Source organism: Leifsonia shinshuensis, assembly GCF_014217625.1.
GTDB classification, from domain to species: domain Bacteria; phylum Actinomycetota; class Actinomycetes; order Actinomycetales; family Microbacteriaceae; genus Leifsonia; species Leifsonia shinshuensis_A.
Genome location: NZ_CP043641.1, coordinates 102081 through 121476, shown reverse-complemented (window position 1 = coordinate 121476; position 19396 = coordinate 102081). Strand labels below are relative to the sequence as shown.

17 protein-coding genes are annotated in these 19396 nt (G+C 71.3%); 9 read left to right on the top strand and 8 right to left on the bottom strand.

Annotated elements, in window-relative coordinates; genetic code table 11:
- Window positions 1-5: 5 nt before the first annotated feature.
- The 6 genes from F1C12_RS00635 to F1C12_RS00610 all read left to right on the top strand — a co-directional run bounded on the left by F1C12_RS00635 (window position 6) and on the right by F1C12_RS00610 (window position 4616).
- Entirely contained in the window at window positions 6-1154 is a 1149-nt protein-coding gene (locus tag F1C12_RS00635) for a cysteine desulfurase family protein (protein WP_185276964.1), read from the top strand.
- A 153-nt stretch (window positions 1155-1307) separates the two neighbouring features.
- A complete protein-coding gene (locus tag F1C12_RS00630; RefSeq protein ID WP_374939544.1) occupies window positions 1308-2861 on the top strand; it encodes an MDR family MFS transporter in 1554 nt (517 codons plus the stop codon).
- Window positions 2862-2880: 19 nt separating this feature from the next.
- Window positions 2881-3246: an iron chaperone gene (locus tag F1C12_RS00625; RefSeq protein ID WP_185276963.1), complete on the top strand. Its 366-nt coding sequence runs from the start codon at window positions 2881-2883 to the stop codon at window positions 3244-3246.
- Window positions 3247-3342: 96 nt separating this feature from the next.
- Window positions 3343-3912, top strand: a complete 570-nt coding sequence (locus F1C12_RS00620) for a peroxidase-related enzyme (protein ID WP_185276962.1) — start codon at window positions 3343-3345, stop codon at window positions 3910-3912.
- Complete coding sequence (locus tag F1C12_RS00615; protein ID WP_185276961.1) at window positions 3909-4253, top strand: hypothetical protein; 345 nt, start codon at window positions 3909-3911, stop codon at window positions 4251-4253. The genes F1C12_RS00620 and F1C12_RS00615 overlap by 4 nt, the downstream gene beginning before the upstream one ends.
- Window positions 4254-4262: 9 nt before the next feature.
- Window positions 4263-4616, top strand: coding sequence for a DUF488 domain-containing protein (locus F1C12_RS00610; protein WP_185276960.1), 354 nt, complete (start codon window positions 4263-4265; stop codon window positions 4614-4616).
- Between the two features lie 36 nt (window positions 4617-4652).
- Here F1C12_RS00610 and aceB read toward each other — a convergent pair whose 3' ends face one another.
- Both aceB and aceA read right to left on the bottom strand, forming a co-directional pair.
- Window positions 4653-6296 (bottom strand): malate synthase A, encoded by a 1644-nt coding sequence (aceB, locus tag F1C12_RS00605; RefSeq protein ID WP_185276959.1) that lies wholly within the window; start codon window positions 6294-6296, stop codon window positions 4653-4655.
- A 48-nt stretch (window positions 6297-6344) separates the two neighbouring features.
- Window positions 6345-7652, bottom strand: a complete 1308-nt coding sequence (aceA, locus tag F1C12_RS00600; RefSeq protein ID WP_185276958.1) for an isocitrate lyase — start codon at window positions 7650-7652, stop codon at window positions 6345-6347.
- A 132-nt stretch (window positions 7653-7784) separates the two neighbouring features.
- Here aceA and F1C12_RS00595 point away from each other — a divergent pair, with 132 nt between their 5' ends.
- A complete protein-coding gene (locus tag F1C12_RS00595; RefSeq protein WP_185276957.1) occupies window positions 7785-9251 on the top strand; it encodes a helix-turn-helix transcriptional regulator in 1467 nt (488 codons plus the stop codon).
- Window positions 9252-9274: 23 nt separating this feature from the next.
- Here F1C12_RS00595 and F1C12_RS00590 read toward each other — a convergent pair whose 3' ends face one another.
- The 5 genes from F1C12_RS00590 to F1C12_RS00570 form a co-directional block, all read right to left on the bottom strand.
- Entirely contained in the window at window positions 9275-11200 is a 1926-nt protein-coding gene (locus F1C12_RS00590) for a cellulase family glycosylhydrolase (RefSeq protein WP_185276956.1), read from the bottom strand.
- 41 nt (window positions 11201-11241) lie between these two features.
- Window positions 11242-12081: a carbohydrate ABC transporter permease gene (locus F1C12_RS00585; protein WP_185276955.1), complete on the bottom strand. Its 840-nt coding sequence runs from the start codon at window positions 12079-12081 to the stop codon at window positions 11242-11244.
- On the bottom strand, window positions 12074-13045 hold the full coding sequence (locus tag F1C12_RS00580) for a carbohydrate ABC transporter permease (protein ID WP_185276954.1): 972 nt from the start codon (window positions 13043-13045) through the stop codon (window positions 12074-12076). Before F1C12_RS00580 ends, F1C12_RS00585 begins: the two co-directional genes overlap by 8 nt.
- Before the next feature lie 73 nt (window positions 13046-13118).
- Window positions 13119-14423 carry an ABC transporter substrate-binding protein gene (locus tag F1C12_RS00575; RefSeq protein ID WP_185276953.1) on the bottom strand — a complete coding sequence of 435 codons (1305 nt, stop codon included), beginning with the start codon at window positions 14421-14423 and terminating at the stop codon, window positions 13119-13121.
- 231 nt (window positions 14424-14654) lie between these two features.
- The gene (locus F1C12_RS00570; protein WP_258046062.1) at window positions 14655-15668 is read right to left on the bottom strand and encodes a LacI family DNA-binding transcriptional regulator; all 1014 of its coding nucleotides are present in this window, start codon (window positions 15666-15668) and stop codon (window positions 14655-14657) included.
- A gap of 216 nt (window positions 15669-15884) precedes the next feature.
- Between F1C12_RS00570 and F1C12_RS00565 the strand changes: the two genes are divergently transcribed.
- Together F1C12_RS00565 and F1C12_RS00560 are read left to right on the top strand one after the other, a co-directional pair.
- Window positions 15885-17288: an NAD(P)/FAD-dependent oxidoreductase gene (locus F1C12_RS00565; RefSeq protein ID WP_185276952.1), complete on the top strand. Its 1404-nt coding sequence runs from the start codon at window positions 15885-15887 to the stop codon at window positions 17286-17288.
- A gap of 5 nt (window positions 17289-17293) precedes the next feature.
- A complete protein-coding gene (locus tag F1C12_RS00560) occupies window positions 17294-17617 on the top strand; it encodes a cupin domain-containing protein (RefSeq protein WP_185278701.1) in 324 nt (107 codons plus the stop codon).
- A gap of 172 nt (window positions 17618-17789) precedes the next feature.
- Here the strand turns inward: F1C12_RS00560 and F1C12_RS00555 are convergent, their stop codons facing one another.
- Window positions 17790-19340 (bottom strand): PucR family transcriptional regulator, encoded by a 1551-nt coding sequence (locus F1C12_RS00555; protein WP_185276951.1) that lies wholly within the window; start codon window positions 19338-19340, stop codon window positions 17790-17792.
- Window positions 19341-19396: the final 56 nt, after the last annotated feature.

Below are 19396 nucleotides of genomic sequence, written 5' to 3'. Positions count from 1 at the left end.
AAGGCATGACCTCCCTCTACCTCGACGCCGCCGCGACCTCCGCGGTGCGCCGCGAGGTGCTGGAGGCCATGTGGCCGTACCTCACGGGCGACTTCGGCAACCCGTCCAGCCACCACGCGGTCGGCGAGTCGGCGGCGCGCGCCCTGGCCGCGGCACGGGCGACGGTCGCGGAGTGGCTCGGCTGCCGGGCGTCGGAGGTCGTCTTCACCTCGGGAGGCACGGAGGCCGACAACCTCGCCGTGAAGGGGATCGCGCTGGGCGCGCCCCGGGGCCGGCACCTCGTGACGACGCCGATCGAGCACGAGGCGGTGCTGGCCTCCGTCGACTACCTGGTGCGCGTGCACGGCTTCGAGGCGACGTACGTCCCGGTCGGGCGCGACGGCCTGGTCTCCCCCGACGACTTCGCGGCGGCGCTGCGGCCGGACACGACGCTCGCGAGCGTGATGCTCGCCAACAACGAGGTGGGCACCATCCAGCCGGTCGCGGAGCTCGCGGCGCTGGCGCACGATCGAGGTGTGCCCTTCCATACCGATGCGGTGCAGGCCGCGGGCTGGCTCCCGCTCGACGTCCGCGCGCTCGGCGTCGACGCGCTCAGCGTCTCCGGGCACAAGATCGGCGCCCCCAAGGGGATCGGGGCGCTATACGTGCGCGGCCGGCTTCCCTTGGAGCCGGTGCTGCACGGCGGCGGCCAGGAGCGCGGACGCCGTTCGGGGACCGAGAACGTCGCGGGCGCGGTCGCCCTGGCGACGGCGGCGCGCCTGGCGATGCGCGACCGGGAGGCCAACTCCGCCCGCGCGACGGCCGCGCGCGACGCCTTCACGGCCGCGGTGCTGGCGCAGACGCCCGGGGCGGAGCTGACCGGGCACGCGTCGTCGCGGCTGCCGGGTACGGCCTCCTTCGTCTTCCCCGGCACCAACGGCGAGACGGTTCTGCTGGAGCTGGAGCGGCGCGGGATCGTGTCCTCCAGCGGGTCGGCGTGCGCGGCGGGCAACGAGGACGCCTCGCACGTGCTGCTCGCGCTCGGCTACGACGAGGACGTGGCCCGCACGGCGGTGCGGTTCTCCTGGGGACCGGACGTCACGGAGGCCGCCCTCGCCGCCGTAGCGCCCGCCGTCGCGGACGCCGTCCGCGAGGTGCGTGGCCTCGCCTCCTGACATTCGTGCCGAATGTCTCGTTTGGCTCGGCGAAACGCGAGATTCGTCACGAATGCGCTGACCGTTTATTCCGCGTTACGCGGAGAGTGAACGCTCAGGTGAGTTCATCTGTTCGAAACCCACGATGTCGGGGGTCGTGGATAGTGTGGACCGGTGACTGAGAAGACCTCACCTGCGCCTCGCGCCGACTCCATCGACACCGAAGCGCCCGATCTCGCCGGGCAGGCCACCGGAGAGACCACGGGGTCCGGCGCGGACGCGCGCGCCGCCCAGCCCCGCATCGCGCCGCGCGATCAGCGCGTCATCTGGCTGCTGCTGGCGGCCACTTTCGTCGTGATCCTCAACGAGACGATCATGAGCGTCGCCATCCCGAAGCTGATGGACGACCTCCACATCGACGCGCTCGCGGCGCAGTGGCTCTCGACCGCGTTCATGCTGACGATGGCGGTCGTCATCCCGATCACCGGCTTCCTGCTGCAGCGGTTCACCACCCGGCAGGTCTTCATCGCCGCGATGTCGCTGTTCTCGCTCGGCACACTCGTCGCCGCCGTGGCGCCGGGCTTCAGCGTCCTCGTCGTCGCCCGGGTGATCCAGGCGTGCGGCACCGCGATCATGCTGCCGCTGCTGATGACCACGCTGATGACGCTGGTGCCGCCGGCGCTGCGCGGCCGCACGATGGGCAACGTCTCCATCGTCATCTCGGTCGCTCCCGCGATCGGCCCGACCATCTCGGGCGTCATCCTGAACTTCCTCGCGTGGCGCTGGATCTTCCTCATCGTGCTGCCGATCGCGCTCGTGATGCTGCTGATCGGGATCAAGTTCGTCGAGAACGTCACCGAGACGCGCAAGAGCCGGGTGGATGTGCTGTCGGTCATCCTGTCGGCGTTCGGCTTCGGCGGACTGGTCTACGGGCTGACGCTGAGCGGCGAGTCCGGCCCGGCCGCGGCCTCCAACGGGCCGATGCTGTGGGGCTCTCTCGCGGTCGGCGTCGTCACGCTGGCGGCGTTCATCACGCGGCAGCTGCTCCTGCAGCGCAGGGATCGGGCGCTGCTCGACCTCCGCACGTTCCGCAGCCCGATCTTCACGGCCGCGATCGTGCTGATGGCGATCACGACGGCGTCGCTGTTCGGCGTGATCATCGTCCTGCCGCTCTACTTGCAGCACGTGCTGCACCTCGACGTGCTGGGCACCGGCCTCCTGCTGTTGCCGGGCGGCCTGGTCATGGGCCTCGCCGCGCCGTTCGTCGGCCGGCTCTACGACCGGATCGGCCCGCGCCCGCTGGTCATCCCGGGCGCCATCCTGGTGAGCCTAGTGATGTGGGGGCTGACGATGGTGACCGAGACCACGCCGGTGTACCTGGTGCTGATCGCTCACATCACGATGAGCCTCGGCCTCGCGCTGATGTTCACGCCGCTCTTCACGGCCGGCCTCGGCGCGGTCCCGCCGCACTTGTACTCGCACGGCAGCGCCATCCTCGGCACCATCCAGCAGGTCGGCGGCGCCGCGGGCACCGCGCTCCTGGTCGCGGTGCTGTCGGCGCAGACCGCGGCCCTCGCGGCGGGCGGAGCGTCCCTGGACGCGGCCACCGCGGGCGGCATCCGTGCAGCGTTCTTCGCGGCGGCGATCATCTCGGTCTTCGGGGTCGTCGGCTCGTTCTTCGTCAGCAAGCCGGCGGACGCGCCGTCGGAGGCGGCCTTCGCGCACTGACGCAAACAAGGGGGATCGCATGGCGCGCGGAGTCGACGCGGACACCGTCGAGGAGTACCTGGACCGGATCGGGGAGCCGTTCGGGCCGGCGCTCACGACGGTGCGCGACCGGATCATGGTGATCATCCCCGATGCCGAGCAGGTGATCAGCTACCGCGTGCCGACCTTCAAGGTCGGCGGACAGAGCGTGGTCGGCCTCTCGGCGACCGCGAAGGACTGCAGCCTCCTGCTGATGTCCCCTCCCGCCGCGGCGGAGTTGGCCGGAACGCTCTCCGAAGGGTCGATCACGGGCGCGACGCTGCACTTCCCGCCGTCGGCGCCGCTCGGCGAGGAGACGCTGCGCGCGGTGCTCGCGGTGCGGCTGCGGGAACTCGGCGTGAGCTGATCGCCGCGCCACCTCCGTACGCTGGCACCCTCGCTTCCACTGGCACCCCCGCCCGCGCGGTGGCACGATGAGTCCCGCGACATTCGAGGAGGAGTCATGGCCATCATCGAGACCGTCGACCCCGGTGAGGCGACCGGGGCCGTTGCGGAGATCTACGCGAAAGACGAGCGCGACCTCGGCTACGTGGCCGAGTACACGCGCGTGATGGCGTCCAATCCGGAGGCGTACCAGGCCTGGGAGCAGCTCATGCGCGCGATCATCGCGCAGCTCGGCGTGCGCCGGTTCGAACTCGTCACCCTCGCGGCCGCCGAGGGCACGCACTCCCAGCACTGCCGGCTCGCGCACGGCCGCAAGACCCTCGCGGTCATGGACGCCGCCGACGTGGAGGCCGTCGCCCGCGACTTCCACGACGCGGGCCTGAGCGAGGCCGAGGTCGCGATGATGGAGTACGCGAAGCGGGTCAGCGAGGACTCATCGTCCATGACCGAGGCCGACTCGCTGCGGCTGCGCGAGCTCGGCTTCACCGACCGCGAGATCGTCGACATCACGCTGGCCGCCGCGGCACGCAACTACTTCAGCCGCGCCATCCAGGCCCTGGCCGTCTCGGTGCAGGTCCCGCCGGGGATCGACGACGGCCTTCGCGACGCGCTGCTGGCGCCGCTGTGAGCGCCGAAGAGGTCCCGCCCGTCGCGAGGGAGATCGTGCAGGACGTCACGCTCGCCAACCCGCGTCCGGTCGGCCGCATCCAGACCCGCCGCATCACCATGCAGCCGGATGTGGAGGGCGGCCTCCACCTCCACAACGGCCCGGTGGTGGGCTCGATCGAGCGCGGCTCCGCGATCTACCAGGTCGAGGGCGGCACGCCGGTCACCCTGGAGACCGGCGACACCTTCTACGAGGAGGAGGGCGCCCGGATCGCCCGGTTCGACGCCGGCCCGGAGGGGGTCGTCTTCCTCGCCCACTTCCCGGTCGGCACCCACGAGGAGCCGACCCTCACGATGCTCTAGGAGGCTCCCATGGTGTACCGCGTCAAGCGCGTCTACGACCCGCCCGCCGTGGAGGACGGCCTCCGCGTGCTGGTCGACCGGCTCTGGCCGCGCGGCCTCACGAAGGAGAAGGCGAAGGTGGACCTCTGGCTCAAGGACGTGGCGCCGTCCACCGAACTGCGCCGCTGGTTCCACCACGAGGCGCCCCTCTTCGACGAGTTCACGGCGCGCTACGACGCCGAGCTCGACGCCAACCCGGCCGTGGCCCAGCTGCGCGAGCTGGGCGACACGCATCCCGTCGTCACGCTGCTGGTCGGCGCGCGCGACCCGGAACTGAATCAAGGGGTGGTGCTCGAGAAGTACCTCGAGCACCACCCCCGGTGACGGCAACCACAGCCGTCGACGCCGGCCACGCCCGGTTCAGACGGCCGGCGCCAGCTCCCGCTCCACCTCGTCCACCAGGAACCAGGTGTAGGCCGGGATGGTCAGGAAGGTCGGGAACTCCTCCGCGAGCGACACCTCGGCCAGCAGCTCGGCCGCGTCGTCGAAGCGGTCGTCGACGCCCGCGCTGCGCGCGTCGGCGCTGAGCCGGATGCACTCCTCGGCCAGGATCCCGGCCACGAGCGACCGGTCGACCGGCGTCCCCTCGGCGGTGACGACGCGGTTCTCGATCCACTGCCGCAGCAGCGAGCGGGAGATCTCCGCGGTCGCGGCGTCCTCCATCAGCCCGTCGATCGCGACGGCGCCGGTGCCGCGCAGCCAGGCCTCGATGTAGCGCAGGGCGACCGAGACGTTCGAGCGCACGCCCGCGTCGGTGACGGTGCCGCCCGCCGACGTGACATCCAGCAGGTCAGCGGCCGTCACGTGCACGTCCTCGCGCAGCCGTCCGACCTGGTTCGGCCGGTCGCCCAGCACCGCGTCGAACTCGGCGAGCGCCGTCGGGATGAGGTCGGGATGGGCGACCCAGGTCCCGTCGAAGCCGTCGCCGGCCTCCCGGCGCTTGTCGTCCGCGACCTGCGCGAGCGCCCGCTCCGTCGCCTCGGCGTCGCGGCGGTTCGGGATGAAGGCGCTCATCCCGCCGATCGCGTGGGCGCCGCGCTTGTGGCACGTCGCGACCAGCAGCTCCGTGTAGGCCCGCATGAACGGGACGGTCATCGTGATGCCGCTGCGGTCGCCGAACGCGAACCGCTTGCCGCGGCCGAGGAACGTCTTGATGATCGAGAAGATGTAGTCCCAGCGGCCGGCGTTGAGGCCGGCGCAGTGGTCGCGCAGCTCGTAGAGGATCTCCTCCATCTCGAACGCGGCCGGGATGGTCTCGATGAGGACGGTGGCGCGCACGGTGCCGACCGGCATCCCGATCCGCTGCTGGGCGAAGACGAAGATGTCGTTCCAGAGCCGCGCCTCCAGGTGCGACTCCAGCTTGGGCAGGTAGAAGTACGGCCCGCGGCCGGACGCCACCAGCTCCTCGGCGTTGTGCCAGAAGTACAGCCCGAAGTCGGTCAGGGAGGCGCTGGCCGGGGAGGTGCGCCCGGCCCGGTCGGCGAACGCGAGGTGCTTCTCCACCAGGTGCCAGCCACGCGGGCGCATCACGATCGTGGGCGTGTGCTCGTGCGGGGTGGTGACCCGGTAGTCCTTGCCCTCGGGGCTCGTGAAGGCGAGCTGTCCGCGGACGGCGTCGTGCAGGGTGCGCTGGCCGCCGACGACGTTCGCCCAGGTGGGGCTGGTGGCGTCCTCCTGGTCGGCCAGCCAGACCCGGGCGCCCGAGTTGAGGGCGTTGATCGCCATCTTCGGGTCGGTCGGGCCGGTGATCTCCACCCGGCGGTCCTCGAGGCCCGGTCCGGCGCCGGCGACGCGCCAGTGCGGGTCCGCCCGGACCGCCTCGGTGGTGGAGAGGAAGCGCGGGTCGCGGCCGTTGCCGGCCTCCTCCCGGCGGAGCTGGCGCTCCAGCAGGAGCTCCTGGCGGCGCGCGGCGAAGGCCTGGTGCAGGTGGTCGACGAAGGCGAGCGCCTCCGGGGTCAGGATGTCGTCGGTCCCGTCGACGCGGGGACCGGTGATCTCGATCATGGTCGTAGTCCTTTCGTGGCGTGTGGCGTGTCCTGTCCGCGCGGCGGATCAGAACTGGTGCTGTTCGGTGGAGCCGACGAGGGCGAGCGTGGCGCTGTCGGGGTTGAGCGCGGTCGCGATGCGGTCGAAGTAGCCGGTGCCGACCTCCCGCTGGTGACGGGTGGCGGTGTAGCCGGAGCTCTCGGAGGCGAATTCGGCCTCCTGGAGGTCCACGTAGGCGCTCATCTGCCGGTCGGCGTAGTCCTTGGCGAGCGTGAACATGGAGTAGTTGAGGGCGTGGAAGCCCGCGAGGGTGATGAACTGGAACGCGTAGCCCATCGCCGCCAGCTCGCGCTGGAACCGGGCGATCGTCTCGTCGTCCAGGTGCTTGCGCCAGTTGAACGACGGCGAGCAGTTGTACGCCAGCTTCTTGCCGGGGAACTGCGCGTGCACGGCCTCGGCGAACCGGCGCGCGAGCTCCAGGTCGGGCTCGGCCGACTCCACCCAGAGCAGGTCGGCGTACGGCGCGTAGGCGAGGCCGCGGGCGATGACCGGCTCGATGCCGCCCGTCACCTCGTAGAAGCCTTCCGCGGTGCGGGTGCCGGTCAGGAACGCACGGTCGCGCTCGTCGTGGTCGCTGGTCAGCAGGGTGGCGGCGAGCGAGTCGGTGCGGGCGATCACGATGGTCGGGACGCCCGCCACATCGGCCGCGAGGCGCGCGGCGTTGAGCGTACGGATGTGCTGCCCGGTCGGGACGAGCACCTTGCCGCCCATGTGGCCGCACTTCTTCTCGCTGGCCAGCTGGTCCTCCCAGTGCACGCCGGCGGCGCCGGCCTGGATCATGCCGTGCATGAGCTCGTAGGCGTTGAGCGGGCCGCCGAAGCCGGCTTCCGCGTCGGCGACGATCGGCGCCATCCAGTCGGACACCGGGCCGTCGGTGCCCTCGACCTGGCCGGCGCGCAGCAGCGCGTTGTTGATCCGGCGGACGACCGCGGGGACCGAGTTCGCCGGATACAGGCTCTGGTCGGGGTAGGTCTGGCCGGACAGGTTGGCGTCGGCCGCGACCTGCCAGCCGGAGAGGTAGATGGCCTCCAGGCCCGCGCGGACCTGCTGGACGGCCTGGTTGCCGGTGAGCGCGCCGAGCGCTGCGACCCACTGCGCGTCCGGTCCCGAGCCCTCGCGCTGGATGAGCTGCCAGAGCTTCTCGGCGCCGCGGCGGGCGAGCGTCTGCTCCTCGCGCACCGGGCCGCGGAGCGCCACGACATCCTCGGCCGTGTAGTCGCGGCGGATGCCGGACCAGCGCGGGTCGGCGTCCCACTCGAGGCGGAGCTCGGCGGCGGTCTGGGCGGTGTCGCCGGGGCGGGCTGCGGTGTTCATCGTGACCTCCATCGGTCGGATCGGATGACACGATCGTGACCCGTCCGCAACAGGTCTGGAGAAGATCGGCCGACAGAAATTCGCCGGTTCTTCTGTTTGCTAGAACTTCGCCGGAGTGTCACCATGGCCTGCATGACCGACACCGCTGTCCGGATCGACGACGAGCCGACGGGCGCCGACGCGCTCACCCTCGGCCGGCGCGTGCGCGCCTTCCGCGTGGAGCGGGCCATGACCCTGGAGGCTCTGGCCGCCGCGATCGACCGGGCGCCGTCGCAGGTGTCCGCGATCGAGAACGGCAACCGCGAGCCGCGGCTCGCCCAGCTCCGCGCGATCGCCGCGGCGCTCGGCGTGACGGTCGACGACCTCCTCGCCCCCGACGCCCCGGACGAGCGCGCGGCCCTGGAGATCGCGGTCGAGCGGGCGCAGCGCGGCCCGGTGTTCGGCGCGCTCGGGATCGATCCCGTGCGCGTCTCCAAATCGGTCCCCGACGCGACGCTGCGGGCGATCCTGGCGCTGCACCAGGAGGTCGCCCGCCTGCACAAGGAGCGGGCAGCGACCCCCGAGGAGGCCCGCCGGGCCAACGCCGAGCTGCGCGCGACGATGCGCGCCCGCGACAACTACTTCGCCGACCTGGAGGCCATCGCCGCCGACCTGCTGGGCGCCGTCGGGCACACCGGCGGCCCGGTCTCGCACCAGACCGTGGCGGACATGGCCGACCGCCTCGGCTTCTCGCTGCACTACGTCGGCGACCTCCCGCACTCGACCCGGTCGGTGACCGACAAGCGCAACGGCCGCATCTACCTGCCGACGGAGCAGTCGGCCTCCCGCGACTCCCGCTCCCCCATCCTGCAGGCGTTCGCCTCCCAGCTCCTCGGCCACGACGAGCCGGGAAATTACGCGGACTTTCTGCGGCAGCGGGTGGAGACCAACTACCTGACCGCGGCGCTGCTGCTGCCGGAGAAGGACGCGGTGGCATTCCTGACGGAGGCCAAGAACTTCCGCCGCATCTCGATGGAGGACCTCCGCGACGCGTTCGCCGTGTCGTACGAGACCGCGTGCCACCGGTTCACCAACCTGGCGACCGCGCGGCTCGGCATCCCGGTGCACTTCATGAAGGTGCACGAGTCGGGCACCATCATCAAGGCCTACGAGAACGACTCGGTGTCGTTCCCGTCCGACGCGCTGGGCGCGATCGAGGGTACCCCGGTCTGCCGGAGCTGGACGGCGCGGACGGTGTTCGACGTCGCGGACCGGTTCAGCCCCTACTACCAGTACACGGACACCCCGCGCGGGACGTTCTGGTGCACCTCCCGCATCGAGAAGGCGAAGGAGGGCGACTACTCGGTGAGTGTGGGCGTCCCGTTCGCGCACGTGAAGTGGTTCCGCGGCCGCGAGACCACGCACCGCGCGGTGTCGCGCTGCCCGGACGAGTCGTGCTGCCGCCGCCCGTCGGGCGCGCTGGCCGACCGCTGGGAGGGGATGGCGTGGCCGGCGGCCCGCACGCCGACCTCCCTGCTGGCCGCGCTCCCCACCGGCACCTTCCCCGGCGTCGACTCCACGGAGGTCTACGACTTCCTCGAGCGCCACGCCCCCGCCTGACCGCCTTCGGCGGAGGCGGGGCCTCAGTCGAGGACGAGTTCTCGGACGGCGACGCCGTACGGGGCGAGCGTCAGCTCGGCGCCGGCGTCCCCGGCGAGCGTCCGCAACTCCCCCGCGACCTCCGGCCGCACCGTGACCGGGGTCGCGTGCTGCGACACGAACACCGCGAAGCGCCGCCCGTCGTCGTGCACCAGCGTGTCCACGAACACCCTCGGGTCGTCCAGCCGCACGTCGCGCTCCACATCCGCCACCGTGGCGAGCGCCTCGTACAGCCGCCAGGTCTCCTCCGGGTTGCTGTGCGCCCGTGCGGACGCGAAGAACTCCAGCGGATAGGTCGACAGCACCGCGCGGCCCGCGCCGTGCTCCTTCACCACGATCGCCGGGCGGCCGTGCGCGTCCACCGCGACGACAGAGCCGGAGGTGGCCCGCACCGGCAGGTACGTGCGCCCGTTCTCATTGCCCGCCGCGGGGAAGGTCAGCACCGTCCCGGCCGGCAGCGACCCGAAGTCCGCGACGAACCGGATCGTCGCCTCCTCGTCGGTCACCTGCTCGGCGAGCCCGTACGAGCTCGCCGGACGGACCCCGAACAGCGCCTCCGTGTTCGTCCACCACGGCCCGCGCTGCACTCCGCTGTCGCCGTGCGCGTACGAGGCGTAGACGGTCGCGCCGTCCTGCGCCAGCTCCTCCAGCTGCAGCCACGAGGTCGCGCAGAGCTGCTTGACGGACGGCATCAGGTACAGGCCGTAGCCGACCGGGAGGCCGCCGTCCTCGCGCTCGCGCACCACGGCGACCGGGATATGCGCCTCGTGCGCCGCCAGGTACGCCTGCTCGCCAGTCGCGACGATGTGGGCGCGCTCGGGCTCCTGGGTGAACGGGTAGTCCGCCTCCAGGTGCGACGGCACGACGATCGCGGCGTCCACCGGCGTGCGGTTCACGTTCGGGAGGTCGATGGCCGCGAGGTCGGCGGCGAACCGGGCGAGCTCGCGCAGCGGCGGCTTGGGCGCGCCGTGCCGGTCGGTGATGCCGAAGTGCATCTCGAACGGGTGGTGCGAGTAGGGCCGCTGGTCGGCGAGGTCGTCGTAGTCGGTGTTGTTCCAGGCGATCCAGCCGGTCGCCCCGGCGAGCAGCGTCGTGTAGAGCAGCTGCCGGTAGTAGGAGGCCGCGCCCTCGTCGGAGACGAAGTCGCTGGTGAGCCCGAACTCCTCCATGATCACCGGGAGGCCGACGCCGGCGAGCTCCGCGATGTACGCCGCCTTCAGGTGCTGGCGGGTCTGGTCGGTCTCCATCCGGTAGACGTGCGGGCCGACGAAGTCGGTGAACGTCGCGAGGTCCCGCACCGAGAACCCGTTGTCGTGGCCGGTCGTCTCGATGCCCCACGCCCCGTCGCCGACCGCCACCGGCTGCGTGCCACCGCCCGCGCGGACCGCGTCCACCAGCAGGGAGGCCCACGCGTCCACGATGGGCCGCGGCGCCTCCCCGCCGTAGATCGGCATCTCGTTGGTCAAGAGCCAGCCGGCCACCGCGGGATGCGCGGCGAACCGGGCGGTGAGCTCGCGCACGTACCAGGCCTGCCGGCCGACGAACCAGACGTCGCTGTAGAGGTCGCGCCCCTCCCGCCACGCCGGATCCCAGTTCTCGCCCGACATGTGCCCGACCAGGAAGGTCGGCACGGTCGTCATCCCGGTCTCGGTGTGCGCGTCCAGGAAGTCGGCGAAGTTCGCCAGGCACTGCTCGTCCAGCGTGTCCGGGGTCGGGTGGAAGTCGGGCCAGTAGAAGAACGACCGCGTCATGTTGAGGCCGTGGTCGGCCAGCACGCGCAGCTCCTGGCGGATGACCGCCGGGTCGTAGCGCTTCCACATGAGCGGGCCGCCGGTGCGCGACCAGAAGTTCGCTCCGAGCCAGACCACAGGCGTTCCGTCGACGGCGAGGAGGGGAGACGGGCGGTCCATGATTCCTTTCGAGGGCAGGGTGTTTCCGGTGCTGTTGCGGGTCACTTGACGGCGCCGGCGGTCAGACCGGCGACGAAGCTCCGCTGCAGGATGAGGAACGCGACCACGATCGGGATCGACACGACGAGCGAGGCCGCCATGATCTGGTTCCAGTAGACGTTCGTCTGCGTCGAGTACAGCTGGAGGCCGACCGCGAGCGTCCGGTTCTCGTCCGTCGTCATCACCGAGGCGAACAGCACCTCGCCCCAGCTCGTCATGAACGAGTAGATCGCGACGGCGATCAGGCCGGGCTTGGCCGCGGGCAGCACGACGTGCCAGAGCGCGCCCATCGGGCCGGAGCCGTCGACCATCGCGGCCTCGTCCAGGTCGCGCGGGATGCCGTCGAAGTAGCCGGCGAGCATCCAGATGGCGAACGGCAGCGCGAACGTCAGGTAGGTGATCACCAGCCCCCAGCGCGTGCCGACGAGCTGGATGCCGACGGCCTGGTTGATGTTCACGAAGATGAGGAACAGCGGCAGCAGGAACAGCACGCCGGGGAACATCTGCGTGGACAGCACCGTCGTGGTGAAGATGCTGCGGCCCTTGAACCGGTACCGCGACACCGCGTAGGCGGCGAACACGGCGATGATCAGGCTCAGGATGGTCGCCGCGCTGGCCACGATGACGCTGTTGATGAAGTACGACGCCAGCGGCACGGTCGTCCACATGTCGATGAACGGCTGGAACGTGATGTTCGTCGGCCACCAGGTGAATGCGCCCTGCACATCCGACAGCGGCTTCACCGACGAGGTGATCATCACATAGAGCGGCACCGCCGTGAACAGCGTCAGGAAGACGACGACGACCCAGCGGAAGACTTTGGACGAGACGGTCTCACGCATTGCGGTTCCTCCGGTTGAGCACGATCAGGTAGATGCCGGACACGATGAGCAGGAAGATCAGCAGCAGCACGCTCATCGCGGCTCCCGAGCCGAAGTTCCAGGTCAGGAACGACGCGTTGTAGATGTGGAACGAGATCAGGTCGCCCGCCGCGGGTTGCGCGTTGCCGAACAAGACGTAGGGCGTGTTGAAGTCGTTGAACGTCCACAGGAACATCACCAGCAGCAGCACGGCGTTGACCGGCCGCAGCATCGGCAGGGTGATCGACCTCCACTGCCGGAACGGCTTCGCGCCGTCCACGGCCGACGCCTCGTAGACCTCGTCCGGGATCGACTGGAGGCCCGCCATCAGCATCAGGAAGGCGAACGGCCAGAGCCGCCAGATCGCGACGATCACGATCGACCAGAAAGCGTTGTCCCCGATCAGCCAGAACGGCTTCTGGCCGGGCAGGCCGAGGTTGTCGAACAGGAAGTGGTTGACCGCTCCGGTGTCCTTCTGGAGCATGAACTTCCACGTGATGATGCCGGCGTAGAGCGGCAGCGCGTAGGGCACGAGGAAGAGGGTGCGGAAGAACCCGCGCCCGCGGAACCGGCCCTGCAGTGCGACGGCCGCGGCCATCCCGAGCGCCCAGGACAGCCCGACCACGAGGATCGTGAAGCCGCAGGTGATGAGGAACGAGGTCAGCAGGCCGGCGCCGATGGACGTGTTGAAGTCCAGCGCGACCTGGTAGTTCTTGAGGCCGACGAACGGCGCCTCGCTCCAGTTGGCGATGAAGAACTTGGTGAGCTGCAGGAAGCTGATCCAGATGCCCGTGAGCATCGGGATGACGTGGATGAGCAGCTCGAAGATGATGGCCGGCGCCAGCAGCACCAGCGGAAGCCACCAGCCTTTGGGGCGCTTGCGGCGGGTCTTGGCCGGGGCCGGCGCCTCGGCGGGGCTGGTCCGGACGGATGTCGTCGTCGACATGGAACTCCTTCGGTGGGGTGCGCCGGCCGGGCGGGGGCGAATCCCGTCCGGCCGGCGCGGTGGGGCTAGAGACCTAGCCGCCGATCGACTGCTTCACCTGGTCCTGAGCGGTGCTCAGCGCCGACTTGATGTCGGAGTCGGAGACGGTGCCTCCGGTGGCGATCTTGGCGAACATGTCGTTCATGGCCTTGCCGACGGTGTTCTCGAACTGGTCCTCGGCCGGCACCAGCGGCAGCGGCTTGGACATCGTGTTGTAGATCTTCGAGAACGTGGCGGCCTCGTCCGCGTTGTCGGTGAAGTTCGGCTTGGCGCCGTTCAGCACCGGCAGCGTGGAGTACGGCTTGCCGAGCGTGGTCTGGGTCGACTCGCTCGTCATGTACTTGACGAACTCGAGGGCCGCGTCCTTGTTCTTGGTGTTCTTGAAGATCGACAGGTTGATGCCGGCGACGTGGCTGGCGATCTGCTTGCCGCCGTCCGGGGCCGGGAACGGCACGACGCCGTACTGGTCGGCCTTCATGCCGTTGGCGTTGATCGACGAGTCCGCGTTGTTCTGGCTGAGGATCATCGCGACCTTGCCGGTGGCGAAGTCGTTCACCGCCTGGACGCCGTTGTCGTACTGGGCGTTGGAGGTGTTGACGACCTTGTCGGTCTGCATCAGGTCGAGGTAACGCTTGACGCCGTCGATGTTCGCCTGGCTGGTGAACGTCGGGTTGCCCTTGCTGTCGAACCAGGAGCCGCCGTTCTGCGCCGAGTTGATGAACGCGAAGTGGGCGTTCTCGGTGTAGCTGCCGGCCGCGAGCGAGAAGCCGTACTGGGTGCCGTTGGTCAGCTTCTTGGCGTCGGTGACCAGCTCCTCCCAGTTGGTGGGCGGCTGCACTCCGGCGTCGGAGAACATCTTCTTGTTGTAGTACAGGCCGTAGGCGAGGCCGTAGAGCGGGACGCTCGTGACCGTCTTGCCCGGGGCGCCTCCGGTCTCCAGGGCGGTCTTCACGAACTTGTCGCTGCCTCCGATCGCCTTCATCTCGCTGTCGCCGAACGGCAGGAACGCGCCGGTCGCCTGCAGGGAGGCGGCCCACGTGTTGCCGATGTTCAGCACGTCGGGCCCCTGCCCGGAGGTGACGGCGGTCTGGATGCGCGTCTGCAGGTCGTTCCAGCCGATCACCTCGAGCTTGACCTTCACCCCGGTCTTCTTGGTGAAGTCGTCGAGCACCGGTGTCAGGACTTGCTTGTCGTTGTCGAGGCTGGTCCCCTGGTTGCTCGCCCAGTACGTGATGGTCGACCCGCTGGCCGACGATGTCGAGCCGCTGCTGCTGCATCCTGCCGCCACGAGCGAGATCGTGGCCGCCAGCGCTGCCGCGGCGATGACGCGTTTCCTCATTGTGACTCCTTCGTCTCTTGATGGGCGTTTCGCCGCTCCCGTCCCCGGGGAGCGCACCTGACGCCACGGCGATACTAACTGAACCGGTTCAGTAACCTCAAGCGTTGACACCCCAAGTTTTGGGGGTATATCGGATACGTTTCCGCCAGCCCTGGTCAGGGTGTGAAACCGGGCGGGGACGCTGGGTGAGGTCGGCGCTCGTCGCGGCGCGGACGCGGGTGAGACCGGCGCTCAGACGCCGGCGCGCACGCTGGTCGAGCGCACCACCAGCTCCGATGCGCGCGCCGTGTGCGTCCGCGTCTGCACGTCCGCGAGCTCGTCCAGCAGCATCCGGGTGGCGCGCCTGCCCTGCTCCTCCGGGAACCGCGCCAGCGCGGTCAGCGGGCGCGAGCCGAGCCGGCAGATCAGCGAGTCGTCCCAGCTGACCAGGGCCACGTCGTCGCGTCCGGCACGGCTGAGGGCGGCCTGCGCCCCGAGCGCGAGGAGGTCGTTGGAGGTGACCAGCGCGGACAGCGACGGGTCGGCCGCGTGCGCGGCCGCGATTCGCTCGCCGGCCTCCATCGAGTAGTCGGACGGTTCGGACGACGCCTGCATCCCGTTCTCGGCGGCGAACCGCGCGATCGCGTCGGCGCGCTCGCGCTCGTGCTCGAACTCCGCCGGCCCCTGGAGGTGCAGGATGCGGCGGTGCCCGAGCGCGTGCAGGTGCTCGACCAGGATGTGCGCGTCTCCCCACGCGTCGTAGACCAGCACGCGGCCGGGCGCGACGCTCTCGTCGTTGCCGTGCAGCACGAACGCCAGCCCGAGCTGGTCGAGGAGGGCAGGCCGCGGGTCGCCGACGGTGATGTCGAAGAGCATGACGCCGTCGACGCGCTGCTCGGCGCTCCAGCGGCGGTAGGCGGCGAGGTCCTGGCCGCCGGAGGCGCCGACCATCCGCAGCAGCAGCGACTGGCCGCTCTCGGCCAGCTCGGCCTCCACGCCGGCCAGCAGGCTCATGTAGTACGGCTCGGTGCCGAGCAGCCCGGGGTCGCGGCGCAGCACGATGCCGATCGCGTCGGACCGCGCCCGGGAGAGCGCGCGGGCGCTGGAGGAGGGATGCCAGCCGAGCTCGTCGGCGAGGTCGAGCACGCGGCGCCGCGTCTCGTCGCTCACCCCGGGCTGGCCGTTCAGCGCATACGACACCGACGCCTTGGACAGGCCCAGCCGGTCGGCGAGGCCGCCGATCGTCACCCGGGTCGCTGACACCACGTCGTGCTCCTCTCGCGCCGGCCGCTCCGCGCTGCCGATCGGGCCAAGAGTACCCCGAACTGAAGCGGTTCAGCCCGCGTGTCGTCTGCGATCGTTCCAGGCGCGCGCCGGACGGTCTGCCCGGAGTCGCGGCGGATTCGCGACGGACATCCGGAGCGGTCCCCGGCAGAATGGGCGGCACCAGGAACCGACCACCGCACCAGGAAGGGCATCCGCGTGACGACGACCGTGTTCGAACGACAGGCACCGCAGGCGGCCGTGGTGAGCCACGCGCTCGCCCCGGCCCGGCAGGCCGTGTTCTGGATCGAGGACGCCCCCGGCGACGCCTACCCGCGGTTCCGCGGCGACATCCAGTGCGACCTCGCCGTCGTCGGCGGCGGCTACACCGGGCTCTGGACCGCGCTGCTCGCCAAGCGCGAGAACCCCGCGGCGCGCGTGGTGCTGCTGGAGGGCCGCCGGATCGGCTGGGCGGCCTCCGGGCGCAACGGCGGTTTCTGCGAGGCGAGCCTCACACACGGCGACGAGAACGGCCGCACGCGCTTCGGTCACGAGTTCGACGAGCTGCAGCGGCTCGGGATGGCGAACCTGGACGAGATCGAGGCGACGATCGCGGAGCTCGGCCTGGACGCCGAGTTCGAGCGGAACGGCGCGATCGACCTCGCGACCGAGCCGCACCAGGTCGAGTGGCTGCGGGAGGCCGACGGCGAGGACGCGAGGTTCCTCGACCGGGAGGCCGTGCAGGCCGAGGTGCACTCCCCCACCTACCTCGGCGGCCTGCTGCGCACCCGCGACTCGGCGCTCGTCCACCCCGCCAAGCTGGCCCGTGCGCTGGCCCGCGCCTGCGAGGCGGCCGGCGTCGAGCTGTTCGAGCACTCCCCGGTGGAGGGAATCGGCGAGGGCACGACGCTCTACACGCCGGAGGGGGTGGTCCGCTCGAAGCGCACCGCCCTCGCCACCAACGTCTTCCCGAGCCTGCTCAAGCGCAACCGCCTCGCGACCGTGCCGGTCTACGACTACGTGCTGATGACCGAGCCGCTGAGCCCGGCGCAGCTCGCCGCGATCGGCTGGTCCGGCAGGCAGGGCCTCGGCGACTCGGCCAACCAGTTCCACTACTACCGGCTCACCCGCGACAACCGGATCCTGTTCGGCGGCTACGACGCGGTGTACCACTACGGCGGCCGGGTGCGCGAGCGGTACGAGGACCGGCCGGCGACCTTCCGCACGCTGGCCGCGCACTTCTTCACGACCTTCCCGCAGCTCGAAGGGCTCACCTTCACGAACCGCTGGGCCGGCGCGATCGACACCTGCAGCCGGTTCTGCGCGTTCTTCGGCACGGCGCGGGGCGGCACCGTCGCCTACGCCACCGGCTACACGGGCCTCGGCGTCGCCGCGACCCACTTCGGCGCCCAGGTGATGCTCGACCTGCTGGCCGGGCGGGAGACCGAGCGGACGAGCCTGGAGATGGTCCGCAGCCGGCCGCTGCCGTTCCCGCCCGAGCCTGCGGCCTCCGTCGGCATCAACCTGACCCGGTGGTCGCTCGACCGCGCCGACCACCGCGAGGGCCGGCGCAACCTGTTCCTCCGAACGCTCGACGCCGTCGGACTGGGGTTCGACTCGTGAGCGGGATGCTGGGCGCGACGGGCGCCGTCCCCGCTCGCGGGCTGCCCCTGGAGCCGTCGCCGGACGATCCGCTGACGGCCCTCGCCGAGCTCGGCACGTTCGCCGGGCTGGAGATCGGCGTCTGGGAGATGGCGCCGGGCGCCGCGACCGACGTGGAGGCCGACGAGGTGTTCGTCGTCATCGCCGGCCGGGCGCGCGTCGACTTCCCCGACACCGGCCGCCGCCTGGAGCTGGGCGTCGGCGACGTGGTGCGGCTGACGGCCGGCGACCGCACCGTGTGGACGGTGACCGATACGCTGCGCAAGGTGTACCTGACCCCGGCCGGCTGACGCGCAAGCGACATTCGTGCCGAATGTAGCGAACGCCGCTCGGTTTCGCGACATTCGTGACGAATCGCGGCCATGCGGCGGCGCATCCCGAGCCCGCATTCGTGTCGAATGTGGCGAATGGCGCGCCGTTTCGCGACATTCGTGCGGAATCGCGTGCCGGGGGTGCACGGCGTCAGCCCCGCACGCGACGCGCCAGCACCGCGGCGTGCAGCGCCCCGATGGTCTCCCCGTCGTCCAGGTCGAGGCCGAGCAGGTCCTCGATGAGGGCGATCCGCTGGTAGAACACCGACCGGGAGAGGTGGCTGGCCGCGGCCGCTCGCGTCCGGTTGCCGGGGTGGCTGAGGTACGCCCGCAGCACCTCGATCAGGTCGCCGTCGTTGGCGAGGTCGTGCTCGATCAGCGGCCGCAGCATCCGCTCGGCGTACTCCTGCAGCCGCGGATCGTCGCCGAACGCCGTGACCAGGCGCAGCAGCGGGCGGCTCTCGGCGCGCTGAACGACGGCGTGCCGTCCGCGGCCGCCGCCCCCGCGGCCGGTCAGCTCGACAGCCTCCTCGACCGACGACAGCAGGCCGGGGATGCCGTGCGCGTCCGAGCCCACCCCGACCACCGCGGCGTCCCCGCCGGCGAGCGCGTCGGCCACCGCGTCCGCGCCGGGGCGGCCGGTCCGCGACGACACCGCGACCACGAGCAGCCCGGGGGCTCCGGGATGCCGCGCGGCGATGGCCTCCGACCCGGCCGCCTTCGCGGCCTCCAGCGCCGTGGCCTCCACCCCGGCCTCCACCCGCCCCGACCGGGTGCGCACCGCGACACCGGCGAGCGCGCGCCCGGCGATCGGGAACCCGGACGCCTCGAACCGCGCGGCCATCCCGCCGTCGCCCGCGAACCGCCGCCCCAGCAGCGCCGTCAGCAGCGCGTCGTGGCTGCGGCGGGTCCACTCCTCCTCGTCGCGGTCGGCCAGCCGGCTGAGCGCGAGCGCGACCGCGGCCTGCTCCAGGACGCTCGACCGGCCGGCGGGATGCGGTTCGCCCGGCAGCGCGACCAGGTGGCCCCAGCGCATCCCGCGCGCCTCCACCGGCGTCAGCGTCCAGCCCGGCTCTCCCGCTCCCCGGTGTGCGGCCCGCGAGCGCTGCTCCCAGCGCTCCAGCTCCGCCTCGCCGTCGCCCACGTTCTCGGCGACGAGCACCTGGTGGCCGGTGTCCTCCAGCACCACAGGGCAGCCGAGCACGCGCGCCGCCTGCGCCACGATGAAGTCGGCCGGGCTGCCGCGGAGGCTGAGCCCGGTGAACAGTTCGCGGATCTCGTCCCTGGCCCGTAGCGCGACGGACTGGTCGTCGATGATCCTGGCGTGCACCGCCTCGGTGATCGCGACGAAGCGCGCCTCGCGGTGCAGGACCACGAACGGCAGCCCCGCCGCCCGGAACTCCGCCACCAGCGGCTCCGGCGCCTGCGGCGTGCGGTCGCCCAGTTCGAGCACGAGGCCGGCGATCTCGGCCTCCGCCAGGTCGCGGCCGAGCGCCCGCAATGCGCGGGCGTCGCGCGGCCAGCCGAGGCCCGTCGCCAGCAGCAGCTCGCCGCCGGAGACCAGCCGCGCCACCTCCGCCGTCTCGGCGACGTGCACCCAGCGCACCAGGATGTCGAGGCCGGCCTCGCCGGCCAGGACCTCCGGAAGCGCGTCGGCCACCGGGTCCATCCGCAGCACCTCGCGCACGGTCGGCAGGATCATCCGCTCTGGTGCCGGACGAACTGTCTCGTCTTGCCCGAACGCCCGACGATCTGGCC

What these genes read in the sequence shown, in the direction of transcription:
- F1C12_RS00625 (WP_185276963.1), top strand. Translation starts at nt 2,881, where the DNA reads ATGGCGCGCGGAGTCGACGCGGACACCGTCGAGGAGTACCTGGACCGG.
- F1C12_RS00575 (WP_185276953.1), bottom strand. Translation starts at nt 14,423, where the DNA reads ATGAGGAAACGCGTCATCGCCGCGGCAGCGCTGGCGGCCACGATCTCG.
- F1C12_RS00560 (WP_185278701.1), top strand. Translation starts at nt 17,294, where the DNA reads ATGCTGGGCGCGACGGGCGCCGTCCCCGCTCGCGGGCTGCCCCTGGAG.
- F1C12_RS00555 (WP_185276951.1), bottom strand. Translation starts at nt 19,340, where the DNA reads ATGATCCTGCCGACCGTGCGCGAGGTGCTGCGGATGGACCCGGTGGCC.
- aceA (WP_185276958.1), bottom strand. Translation starts at nt 7,652, where the DNA reads ATGAACACCGCAGCCCGCCCCGGCGACACCGCCCAGACCGCCGCCGAG.
- aceB (WP_185276959.1), bottom strand. Translation starts at nt 6,296, where the DNA reads ATGATCGAGATCACCGGTCCCCGCGTCGACGGGACCGACGACATCCTG.
- F1C12_RS00635 (WP_185276964.1), top strand. Translation starts at nt 6, where the DNA reads ATGACCTCCCTCTACCTCGACGCCGCCGCGACCTCCGCGGTGCGCCGC.
- F1C12_RS00590 (WP_185276956.1), bottom strand. Translation starts at nt 11,200, where the DNA reads ATGGACCGCCCGTCTCCCCTCCTCGCCGTCGACGGAACGCCTGTGGTC.
- F1C12_RS00585 (WP_185276955.1), bottom strand. Translation starts at nt 12,081, where the DNA reads ATGCGTGAGACCGTCTCGTCCAAAGTCTTCCGCTGGGTCGTCGTCGTC.
- F1C12_RS00580 (WP_185276954.1), bottom strand. Translation starts at nt 13,045, where the DNA reads ATGTCGACGACGACATCCGTCCGGACCAGCCCCGCCGAGGCGCCGGCC.
- F1C12_RS00610 (WP_185276960.1), top strand. Translation starts at nt 4,263, where the DNA reads ATGGTGTACCGCGTCAAGCGCGTCTACGACCCGCCCGCCGTGGAGGAC.
- F1C12_RS00595 (WP_185276957.1), top strand. Translation starts at nt 7,785, where the DNA reads ATGACCGACACCGCTGTCCGGATCGACGACGAGCCGACGGGCGCCGAC.
- F1C12_RS00620 (WP_185276962.1), top strand. Translation starts at nt 3,343, where the DNA reads ATGGCCATCATCGAGACCGTCGACCCCGGTGAGGCGACCGGGGCCGTT.